10 protein-coding genes are annotated in these 10,508 nt (G+C 58.4%); all 10 read left to right on the top strand.

Annotation, left to right across the window (positions count from 1 at the left end; genetic code table 11):
* Positions 1–143 precede the first annotated feature (143 nt).
* The 10 genes from htpX to P1S46_09425 all read left to right on the top strand — a co-directional run bounded on the left by htpX (position 144) and on the right by P1S46_09425 (position 10,411).
* Positions 144–983, top strand: a complete 840-nt coding sequence (htpX, locus tag P1S46_09470) for a zinc metalloprotease HtpX (protein ID MDF1536711.1) — start codon at positions 144–146, stop codon at positions 981–983.
* A gap of 461 nt (positions 984–1,444) precedes the next feature.
* A complete protein-coding gene (locus P1S46_09465) occupies positions 1,445–2,944 on the top strand; it encodes a DegQ family serine endoprotease (protein MDF1536710.1) in 1,500 nt (499 codons plus the stop codon).
* A 565-nt stretch (positions 2,945–3,509) separates the two neighbouring features.
* On the top strand, positions 3,510–4,139 hold the full coding sequence (locus P1S46_09460) for a cyclase family protein (protein ID MDF1536709.1): 630 nt from the start codon (positions 3,510–3,512) through the stop codon (positions 4,137–4,139).
* A 299-nt stretch (positions 4,140–4,438) separates the two neighbouring features.
* The gene (gene tolQ / locus P1S46_09455; GenBank protein MDF1536708.1) at positions 4,439–5,206 is read left to right on the top strand and encodes a protein TolQ; all 768 of its coding nucleotides are present in this window, start codon (positions 4,439–4,441) and stop codon (positions 5,204–5,206) included.
* Positions 5,206–5,616 (top strand): ExbD/TolR family protein, encoded by a 411-nt coding sequence (locus P1S46_09450; GenBank protein ID MDF1536707.1) that lies wholly within the window; start codon positions 5,206–5,208, stop codon positions 5,614–5,616. Before tolQ ends, P1S46_09450 begins: the two co-directional genes overlap by 1 nt.
* 19 nt (positions 5,617–5,635) lie before the next feature.
* Positions 5,636–6,457, top strand: coding sequence for a cell envelope integrity protein TolA (locus tag P1S46_09445; GenBank protein ID MDF1536706.1), 822 nt, complete (start codon positions 5,636–5,638; stop codon positions 6,455–6,457).
* A 215-nt stretch (positions 6,458–6,672) separates the two neighbouring features.
* Positions 6,673–8,004, top strand: coding sequence for a Tol-Pal system beta propeller repeat protein TolB (gene tolB / locus P1S46_09440; GenBank protein MDF1536705.1), 1,332 nt, complete (start codon positions 6,673–6,675; stop codon positions 8,002–8,004).
* Between the two features lie 197 nt (positions 8,005–8,201).
* The gene (gene pal / locus P1S46_09435; protein MDF1536704.1) at positions 8,202–8,774 is read left to right on the top strand and encodes a peptidoglycan-associated lipoprotein Pal; all 573 of its coding nucleotides are present in this window, start codon (positions 8,202–8,204) and stop codon (positions 8,772–8,774) included.
* A gap of 13 nt (positions 8,775–8,787) precedes the next feature.
* Positions 8,788–9,222 carry a hypothetical protein gene (locus P1S46_09430; GenBank protein ID MDF1536703.1) on the top strand — a complete coding sequence of 145 codons (435 nt, stop codon included), beginning with the start codon at positions 8,788–8,790 and terminating at the stop codon, positions 9,220–9,222.
* Positions 9,223–9,556: 334 nt separating this feature from the next.
* Entirely contained in the window at positions 9,557–10,411 is an 855-nt protein-coding gene (locus tag P1S46_09425) for a MurR/RpiR family transcriptional regulator (protein MDF1536702.1), read from the top strand.
* Positions 10,412–10,508 lie beyond the last annotated feature (97 nt).

Below are 10,508 nucleotides of genomic sequence, written 5' to 3'. Positions count from 1 at the left end.
GTGAGGAAAGGGAAAACGACGCTTTTCCCTTTCCGTGGAGCGAAAAGTCCCGGATTGGACTTTTTGCGACCCTGTCAGGTCTTGGTCGTTAAACAGCCGGCTGTTAGATATTAGCTCAACAACGCAAAGGAGCGAAAAACGCAATGAACAACATGTTTAAAACCACACTTCTACTGGGCGCCCTGACAGGACTCCTGCTCATGTTCGGCCAGCTGTTCGGCGGCCGGAGCGGGATGATGATCGCCTTCGGGTTCGCCGTGGTCATCAACTTCGGCAGCTACTGGTTCTCCGACCGCATCGTCCTGGCCATGTACAGGGCAAAACCCATTGCGGAGAGCGACGACCCTGAACTATACGGCATCGTCAGGAGCCTGGCGTCGCGCGCGGGCCTGCCCATGCCCCGTGTTTACAGGATCCCCCAGCCCACACCCAACGCCTTCGCCACGGGACGCAACCCGGAAAACGCCGTGGTGGCGGTCACCGACGGGATAAGGCAGCTTCTCACGGCCGAGGAACTCGCGGGGGTCATCGGTCATGAGCTGGCCCACATCGGCCACCGGGACATCCTCATCTCCTCCATCGCCGCCACGCTGGCCGGGGCCATCATGATGCTTGCCAACATGGCCAGGTGGGCCTTCATTTTCGGCGGGGGCAGGGACAGTGACAACAACCCCCTCGGCGCCCTCGCCACGGCTATCCTGGCGCCTATTGCCGCTGTGATCATCCAGATGGCGGTGTCAAGGTCCAGGGAGTACCAGGCAGACTCCACCGGGGCGAAGATCGCCGGCAACCCCCAGGGCCTGGCCTCGGCCCTGGAGAAGCTCACCATGGCATCGAAGAGGATACCCATGGCTTCAAGCCCCGCGACCAGCCACATGTTCATCGTCAAGCCGTTCTCGGGCAAGAGTTTGCTGAGCCTCTTTTCCACCCATCCGCCGGTGGAAAAACGGGTCCAGCGGCTAAGAGAAATAAACAGAGGCTGAGGGAGTAAGGGAGTAACAACTCGGGCGTATACCGCAGAGGCTCTTTAAAGCATTCACCACAGAGGACACAGAGGTCACAGAGAAAAGCTAAACTGGGGGGAAGACTCAGGCGTATGCCGTAGAGGCTCTTTAAATCTTTCACCACGGAGTCACGGAGAAAGGCGGAGAAAACCTGGATTCAGGGGGGAGCGCAGGCAGATACCGCGAATGCTCTGAAAGAGTCTGAACCGCCAAGTACGCTAAGTTACGCAAAGTAAGGTGAAGACTATTGGGTCAAGGTTTGTCATCGCGAGCTACTTCCCGGGCGAAGCGATCCCGGATTTAACCGGGGTGTTAAAGTGTTTCGCAAAATCGGTTATTCAGGTTTTTTCGAGCACAGCTCGAACAGATAAATTTTTCAGGAGCCTTTTTGCGTGGTTATCTTACTGAAAAATTTATGAGGGGAAAGAGGAGAAGGTAAAATGAGTAAGGTTTTTCGTGGTGTGACGGTAGGGATCGTAGCCGTCAGTTTTCTCGTCATCGGGTTGATCGTCGCTTCGAACCTGTCACTGACTCCACAAACGGAAGCGCGATCAGACAGTTTCTGGACCGAGGGCACCGCCAAGGCGCCGGCCGGACAGCCCGGATCTTTCGCGGATCTGGCCGAGGAACTGTCCCCGGCGGTCGTCAACATCAGCACAGCCACCGTGGTCAAGGAAGGGCAGGCCCGGCATCCCTTCGGGAAAGAAGAGGACAGCCCTTTCAGGGAGTTTTTCGGCGACGAGTTCTTAAAGCGGTTTTTCGGTGAGAGGGGCCCTCAGAGGCCTTTTAAACAGCGCAGCCTGGGCTCGGGCTTCATCATCAACGAGGAAGGGTACATCATCACCAATAACCACGTGGTGGCCGAGGCCGACGAAGTGGTAGTGATCCTGGAAGAGGGTGATGAGTACCCGGCCGAGATCCTGGGCACCGACGAGAAGACGGACCTCGCTCTTATCAAGATCGAGCCGAAGAACGGAGGCCTGCCCCTCTGCCGTCTCGGCGATTCGGACAAGGCCCGTGTGGGCGACTGGGTGCTGGCCATCGGGAACCCCTTCGGGCTGGGTCACACGGTAACCGCCGGCATTGTCAGCGCCAAGGGGCGTGAACTCGGCGCCGGCGCCTACGACGACTTCATCCAGACCGATGCCGCCATCAATCCCGGCAACAGCGGAGGACCCCTGTTCGATACGGCGGGCAACGTGGTCGGGATCAACAGCATCATCTACAGCCGTACCGGGGGCAACCAGGGGATCGGGTTCGCTATCCCCATCAACCTGGCCAAGGCCATCGTCTCCCAGCTCAAGGAGAAGGGCGAAGTGACCCGTGCCTGGCTGGGCGTGCTCATCCAGCAGATCACCCCCGACATGCAGGAGGCCCTGGGCCTGTCCGAACGTAAAGGCGCCCTCGTGGCCGATGTGGTCCAGGATGGTCCGGCGGCCAAAGCCGGTATCCAAAGGGGCGACGTCATCGTGCGGTTCAACGGTGAAGTTGTGGAAAGCCAGCACCAGCTGCCCACCATGGTGGCATACCTGCAGGTGGGGACCGGTGTCGAAGTGGTGGCCCTGCGCGACGGCAAGGAGAAGAAGTTCACCGTGACCCTGGAGGAGATGACCGACGAGGCGACCCCGGTCGGATCTTTTGGGGAAGATAAGGAGATGAAGGGTGAACTGGGCCTGACAGTCCAGAACATCACTCCCGAGATCGCCGAGCGCCTTGACCTGGGCACCTCCCGGGGAGTTCTCGTCTCCGGTGTGGAACCGGGGAGCCCGGCCGCTGAAGCGGGTCTTGCCCGCGGCGACGTGATCCTGGAGGTGGACCGCCAGGAGGTCAGTGATGTCGCGGCACTGTCGAGTGTCCTGGAGAAGAGTAAGGACAAGGCGTCCGTGCTGTTTCTGGTAAACAGGGGGGGGAGGACAATTTTCATAGCAGTAAAACGGTGAAAATTGATGGACTCGCAAAAAGTCTCGCCTGGACTTTTTGCGACTCTATCAAAATTGTCTGGTGTCTGGATAAGCTCATACTAAAAGCTGCGCGGGCCTTGTGCCCGCGCTGGTTTTTTCTGTCATCGCGAGCGATGACCTGGACGAATCGATCTCGGTGATTGGTCGCAGAACCTGAGACTGCTTCACGCGTGGTCGGTTCGCAGTGACATGCAGGGGTATTTCGAAAAACTCATCGCAACGTGTCGGTAAAGTCCGACACGTTGCTAGCCCGGACTATTCACGAGGTTCTTTTCCGTTCCGGCGGCGTTGCTGAGTCGTTCGCTTGTGCGGAATACTAAAGTATGCCTCCGCGCTCACTCCTCAGTCGCCTTGCCGGAACGAAAAACTCCTCTCGTGACTATGTCCGCTCAACCCCGCCTGATTCATGATGCTTATAGTGCCATTCCCATTTATCTTTAATTGCCAAACAGTTAGCGGACATCTCATTTGCATCATGAATAATGCGGGCTAGACCCCGGACCCCGGACCCTGTATTCTATCCGGGGCCGATAAAGGAGTCGTCATGGAGCGAAAAATCTTCGACGTCACAATGAGCATCAGGGAGAAGATGATCTCCTGGCCGGGCGACGGCCCGGTCCACGTTCAGAGGATCAAATCGATGATCGACGGGGACCGGCTCAACCTGTCCCGGCTGGACATGAGCGCTCATACCGGGACACACATCGACGCCCCCGTGCACTTCCTCGAGGCCGGGACGGGTATCGACACGGTAAGCCTGGACCTTCTCATGGGGCCTGCCGTCCTCGTCCACCTTCCGGGCGTCAAGGAGATCGGCGCTTATCAGCTGAAAAACGCCGGTATCCCCGCGGGGACCGAACGGCTCCTCCTGAAGACCGACAACAGCGCCCTCCTCGACAAAGGGACCTTCGATGAGAAGTTCACCTTCCTGACCCTGGACGGGGCACGGTACCTGGTGGATAAACACGTACGCCTGGTGGGGATCGACTACCTGTCCGTCGCACAGTACGGGATGGGCGACGGCGTGCACCAGGAGCTGCTCAGGGAGGAGATCGTGATCATCGAAGGACTGGATCTGCGGGAGGTGGTTCCGGGTATCTACCAGATGACGGCATTGCCGCTGAAGATCGCCGGCTGCGACGGAGCGCCGGCAAGAGTCATTTTGACGACATGAAATGTCAAAATGACTCGAGGGAGAAGGGAAAAGGGAAGAGGGAGTAGAGGGAGTAGAGGGAGTAAACTCCTCCCTCCTGCCTGTTTTTCCCTGTCTCCCATTGACACCCAGCACGCACTGGCTTAGAAAATGCGGAAGTTTGTTGTTCGGGAATCTGGAATATAAAATTGGTTATGAAGGAAGAAGGAAGACAGGGCATATGTTTTGATTGAGATTTTATTCCACCTTCCTCCTTCCACCTTCTACCTTCCCATGGCTTATAAAACACACAACTGCTCCACGTAACCACGGAGGCATCATTGATCGCTGATCTCACCATCATCCCACAACTCGCCACTGCCCAGGTGGGCCGCGAGGTGGAACTTGGCGTCCTTTCCATGATCCTCAGGGCCGGGCCTGTGGTCCAGCTGGTCCTCATCCTGCTGCTTCTCATGTCGGTCATGACCTGGGCCATCATCTTCTACAAGTGGAGGATGTTCCGGCAGGCAGAGACGGAAAACCGGCGGTTCCACAACCTGTTTTTACACCAGCAGCGCCTGAGCACGATACACGAAGGGGCAGAGGAGATGACTTTCTCCCCGGTGGCTTCCATCTTCAGGGCCGGATATATCGAACTGGTCCGGGTATCCCGGATGCGCCAGCAGCAGACGGCCAACGACGTTCCGGAGGAACCGGGCGGGCTCATCAAGGAGGTGGAAGGCCTTGACAACATCAAACGGGCCCTGTCCAAGGCGGCGGAGACCGAACTGACCAGGCTGGAAAGGGCACTCCCTTTTCTGGCCACTACAGGCAGCACGGCTCCCTTTATCGGTCTTTTCGGAACAGTCTGGGGAATAATGAACGCTTTCAGGAGTATAGGGTTGGCGGGGAGTGCGAGCCTTCTCTCGGTCGCTCCCGGGATCTCAGAGGCCCTGGTAGCGACGGCCGGCGGTCTTGCGGCAGCTATACCCGCTGTGGTCGGTTATAACTATTTCATCCAGAAGATCCGTATCCTGGACAATGATATGAGCACCTTTACAGCAGAATTTCTCAACATCATCGAGCGTCATTTCAGGAGGAAAAGCTGATGGCCATGAGAAGGGGTGGTGAAAGGCGGATCATGTCGGATATCAACGTGACTCCCCTGGTGGACGTCATGCTGGTGCTGCTCATCGTTTTCATGGTCACAGCTCCCATGCTGCAGTCGGGGATCGACGTCCAGCTTCCCACGGCCGGTACCGCCCCCCTTGAGAAAGGGGAGAGGGCCGTGACCATTTCCATTGACCGCAGCGGGCAGATCCACCTCAACAAGCACAGCTTCACCCTCGCCGAGTTCAGGCGCCGGGCACCGGTCCTTTTTTCCGAGCTCGGCGGCCGGCCGGTGTACCTCAGGGGTGATTCCAGGATCTCCTACGGCACCATCGTCGCCGCCATGTCGGTGCTGAAAGGGGCCGGTGTGGAGAGGATCGGGCTGGTGACGGAGCCCGATCAGCTCTAGAAGCGGTGACGGACTGAAAGTGACGGCACACACTCTTCCATCAGGTCAGGGACACCACTTCAGGGAACGTGAGTTCAAGCGGTCGTTCCTCGTATCCGTGGGGATCCACATTGTCATCCTCGTCGCTGCCGGCAGTGTGACCCTTTTCCGGATGACCGGAACCACCTACTCTCCAACCTACACCGTGGACCTCGTCACATTGCCTCCATCCCCGGCGTCCAGACCGGCGGCTGAAGCGCCTCAAAGGAGCCCGGCAAGAACCACTGCCGTCGAGGCCCAGGAAAGGAAGCCGGACCGGACGGTGGCTCCCGCAAAGGAGCCTCCCACCCCCGACCATGCGCTGGAGGAGATCCGTCCGGCGGGGGGGGATGAGGCCGCCCGCCTCGAGCGCCGCAGGCGGATCGTGGAACTCGAGCAGGAGGCCCGCCGCCTTTACGAGTCCTATGCCTCCGACCCTGCCGATCGGGCCGGGAAGGCCGCCAGGCCTGATGAGGCCGAACCTGAAACGGGGACAGCAGGTAAACAGGTGATAACGGGAGGAGGGGGACAGGCATCGGACCTGAGGTTCCGTGCCTACTACGACCAGATATGGGCCCAGATAAGAGCCTCCTGGGTACTGCCGGAGGGAGTGACCGCCGGGGCCAGCCTCCTCACCGTTGTGGGTATCCGGATCTCCCCCATGGGAGACATCCAGCAGTACTGGGTCGAGAAGAAATCGGGTAATCCTTATTACGATCAGTCCGCCATCCGGGCCATCATGAAAAAACCTTTGCCGCCCCTGCCGGAAAATTTGGCGGACGGGTCCCTGGAGGTGGGGGTGAATTTCCGCTATCCGGAATAGGGCAGGGCAGCGGAGCTGCCCTGTTTACAGTTTACAGTTTACGGTTTACAGTTTCAGGTCGTTTGAGATCCGGAATTCACAATGTTCCATCAGTAGGACAGACACCGAAACCGGTCTGCCATGCCTGTTTGTCAAGGCTAAGCTTTAGTCCAGGTGGAAACTCTCGGCGAAGGCGGGATATTTTTACTACACGAGCACGGCAAGGGAATTAACTGATGCTATCCGTTTCAAAGGAATCGTTCACCGGAATACTGATTGTATCCCTTTCAATCCTGGTCACTTCACATATATTTTTGCCCCGTGATGTGTGGGCAAAAATATATCTGGACATCAACGCTCCGGCCACGAGGAGGATGCCCATTGCGGTGCAGACCGCCATCCCCCTTGAGGGGTCAGAGCCCATCCCTCTCATCGCCAGGGAAGTCGGTGAGGTTCTTTCCGGGGACCTGGAGTTCTCCGGCGTTTTCCGGGTGCTCGATCCCGTTCTCTTCATGGAGGACCTGGGATCGACCGGCATCGCTTCCGGTGAGTTCGCTTTCGACGATTGGGAACTCATCAACGCCGAAGCCCTCGTCAAAACGGGATATCTGCTTCGTCCGGACGGCGACATCGAACTGGAACTCCATCTTTACGACGTCTTCCAGAGGAAGGAGGTCGTTGCCAAGCGGTGGAAAGGAACTCCGGTCCAGGTCCGCAACATGGCCCACATGTTCTCCAACGAGGTCATGAAGCAGGTCACCGGGGAAGAGGGGATCTTCCTGAGCAAGGTGCTGTTCGTCCAGTCCGGGGGGAAGGGCAAGGAGATCTACTCCATGGACTATGACGGGGCCCAGGTCAAAAAGGTCACCCGCAACGGGTCCATCAACCTTTCCCCGGAATGGTGGCCCGACGCTCAGGGTCTTATCTACACTTCATACAAGCACAGCGATCCCAACCTATATTCCCTCTCCCTGAAGGGGAAGGAGGAGAGGATCTCGGGCGGTGAGGGGGTGGATGTGGGGGCGGAGTTCTCCCCTGACGGCAGGCGCCTCGCCTTCATGAAAAATGTGGACGGAAACCCCGACATTTACGTCACGGACGACCGGGGCAAAAGCCTGACGCGGCTGACGTGGCTTAAAAGTGTGGAGGCCTCGCCGACATGGTCCCCCGACGGCGAGCGCATCGCCTTCGTTTCGGACAGGTACGGGAAGCCGCAGATCTTCGTCATGAACGCGGACGGCTCAGGGGTCCAGCGACTCACCTTCGAGGGCATCTACGACACCTCCCCGGCGTGGTCTCCCAGAGGCGACCTCATCGCCTACACGACCCGGATCGGGGGAAAGTTCGGCATCGCCCTCGTCAACCCCGACACGCTGGAGTACAGGGCCCTGGTGGGGGAGGCCGGTAACAGCGAGGACCCGGCCTGGAGCCCTGACGGGAGACATGTCGTTTTCACCTCTGACCGCACCGGCGAGTACCAGATATACATGGTGGACAGGGACGGCCGCAGGCAGATCCGGGTGACTTCCGGTCCCGGGGACAAGACCCAGCCTGCGTGGGGGGAGTAGGGAGGTGCACTGGTGCACCGGTGCACATGTGCACTTGCGAAAATTGCTGCAACAGCTTCCTTTACAACGGGCTGGGGAATACGGTATATATCTAGAATATCCTTAGGATGGTGGATGGTTCACAAAGCCAAGGTTTCCGGCTTTTGCACGGCGGGTGCGGGTTCCCAATTTAACAGACGATAATCAGGAGGTGGACAGTGATCCGAGGAAGGAAAAGTACCCTTATAATCGTTCTCATGGCCCTTGTTTTTGCGTTGTCCCTGGTCAATTGCGCCAAGAAACCGGCCCAGCCGGGTCCCACGGCTCAGGTATCCGAGCCGGCCGCTAAACCGGTGGAACAGCCCAAGGTCGAGGCGTACACGCCTCCTCCTGTTGAGCAGCCGAAACCGGAACCTGCCAAGGTGGTGCCTCCTCCTCCCCCGGTCCCGGCTTTCAACGTTTCCGACCTGGTGGACGTTTTCTATGCCTTCGACAAATCGGAGCTGACCTCCCAGTCGCGTGACACGCTGGCCGCCGACGCCAAGCTCCTCAAGAACGCAGCCAACGTGAAGATCGTTATCGAGGGGCATTGTGACGAGCGCGGCACCAACGAGTACAACCTGGGTCTCGGAGAGAGACGGGCCAACGCCGCCAAGGACTACCTCGTGTCCCTGGGCATCTCCGCGTCGAGGATCAAGACCATCAGCTACGGCGAAGAGAAGCCTTTTGCCTCCGGTCACAACGAGGACGCCTGGAAGCAGAACCGCCGGGCCCACTTCGGTCTCCAGTAACGGTTCGACGGAGATGGGAAGGCTCCTTTCCCGCTTCGCGGTCCTTTCAGTTCTGGTCCTGACCACAGGCTGCGCCACAGCTGTGGACCTGGATTCGGTCAATGGGCAGCTCAAGGATCACGGCACCAGGATCGGTGTGCTGGAGAGAGCCCAGGCAGCCCGGAAGGCCGAGGACCAGTCCAGATTCGGTGAGAAGCTCCAGGGGCTCGAAGATGAGGTGGAAACCCTCCGCAAGGATTTCGCCGACTCGCGGTGGACGGTTAACGAACTTGGCGAAAAGGTCGAATCGTTCAAGGCCTATATGGACGAGGTGGAACAGTTCATGGCCCAGTACCGCAAGAAGGGGGGCGAGATCGACAAGGCCCTCGAGGATATAACGAACCGCCTCGAAGCGGACGTCCGCGTCCTGGCCGACAAGCTGAAGAAGATGCTGGAAAACAGCCCATAATAGCCGGACATAAACGGCATAGCCGGAAAAAACAATATACGGTGGCCCGCAAGGGCCCCTGGTTTTTTTTGGTGCGCCCGGCAGGGCGAACCCATCTTTGAAGTGAGATCACTTCGCATAGGTAGCAGTTCGCGATGACATCGTTGAGTGTTGACACCTCTTCCCCCGGTGTCTACCCTTTGGTCCCCCTCACTCCCTTTGCTTCCCCCCATTGGACGTTGGACCGATCTTCCCTATCGCCTATCGCCCATTGCCGCCGGAATTGCGAATGTGTTGAAAAACCTGCCCGCCTTTGTTATAATGCAGAATATTCTGCTGTAATCGGGGTGGTGGCATGATCAGGATCGACCAGATCGTCAAGGGAAGAACCAGAGACCTGACTTCTACCCAGCGTAATGTCCTCGACTTCATTCTCAAACACCCTGAAGACGCCGCCTTCTACACTGCTACCGAACTGGCCGCCAAGCTCGAGGTGAGCGATACCACCATCGTCCGCCTGGCCCAGGCTCTCGGCTACAAGGGGTATCCCCACCTGAAGCGAAAGCTCAGGGAGTTCGTCCAGCCCAGGGTCACCACTGTCCAGCGGCTGGGCGAAACGGTGCGCAGGGTCGAATCGATTGCCGATGTCCTCAACAGTGTCATGGCGCGAGATCTCAACAACCTGAAAATGACCATGGAAGAGACCGACCCCGCCCTTTTCACCGCGGTTGTCCATGAGATGGACAAGGCGAAGCGGATCTTCATCATCGCCCTGCGTTCGACCCATTGCCTTGGAGTCTTCATGGCCAGCGCCCTGAAATTTCTGGGCCGTGACGTGGTCCTGCTGACCCCGGGCATCGGAGAGATGCCGGACCAGATGAGGGACCTCGGGGAAAAGGACCTTGTCATCGGTTTCGCATTTCCGAGGTACACCAGGGTGACTGTGGAAGTGCTCAGGGAAGCGAGGGAAAGGGGTGCCAGGGTCGTGGCTGTCACCGACGGTGAGCTTTCACCCCTGAACCGGTTCGCCCATCACAGCCTGACGGCCGCGTACGAGCTCGACTCCCACGTGGAGTCCTTTACCGCTGCACTCAGCCTGGTCAACGCCCAGGTGACGGCGCTGGCGTTCGAAAGCAGGGCAGACACCCTGAACATCCTCAACGACATGGAGGACGCCTGGGAAAAGCAGAATGTCTACTGGAAGGGCTGATCCATGCTATCTTTGATAGAGTCGCAAAAAGTCCAGGCGGGACTTTTCCTGGCTCCTTAATGTTCTGGGGAAAGGGAAAAGCGTCGTTTTCCCTTTC

The organism is bacterium (genome assembly GCA_029210545.1).
Taxonomy (GTDB): Bacteria; BMS3Abin14; BMS3Abin14; order BMS3Abin14; family BMS3Abin14; genus JARGFV01.
Note: the sequence above shows the minus strand (reverse complement) of the source record. Positions and strands in the feature narration are given on the sequence as shown.

Bases quoted from the DNA above. Each gene is read 5' to 3' on its own strand.
- htpX (MDF1536711.1), top strand. From the start codon at position 144: ATGAACAACATGTTTAAAACCACACTTCTACTGGGCGCCCTGACAGGA.
- P1S46_09465 (MDF1536710.1), top strand. From the start codon at position 1,445: ATGAGTAAGGTTTTTCGTGGTGTGACGGTAGGGATCGTAGCCGTCAGT.
- P1S46_09460 (MDF1536709.1), top strand. From the start codon at position 3,510: ATGGAGCGAAAAATCTTCGACGTCACAATGAGCATCAGGGAGAAGATG.
- P1S46_09450 (MDF1536707.1), top strand. From the start codon at position 5,206: ATGGCCATGAGAAGGGGTGGTGAAAGGCGGATCATGTCGGATATCAAC.
- tolB (MDF1536705.1), top strand. From the start codon at position 6,673: ATGCTATCCGTTTCAAAGGAATCGTTCACCGGAATACTGATTGTATCC.
- P1S46_09430 (MDF1536703.1), top strand. From the start codon at position 8,788: ATGGGAAGGCTCCTTTCCCGCTTCGCGGTCCTTTCAGTTCTGGTCCTG.
- P1S46_09425 (MDF1536702.1), top strand. From the start codon at position 9,557: ATGATCAGGATCGACCAGATCGTCAAGGGAAGAACCAGAGACCTGACT.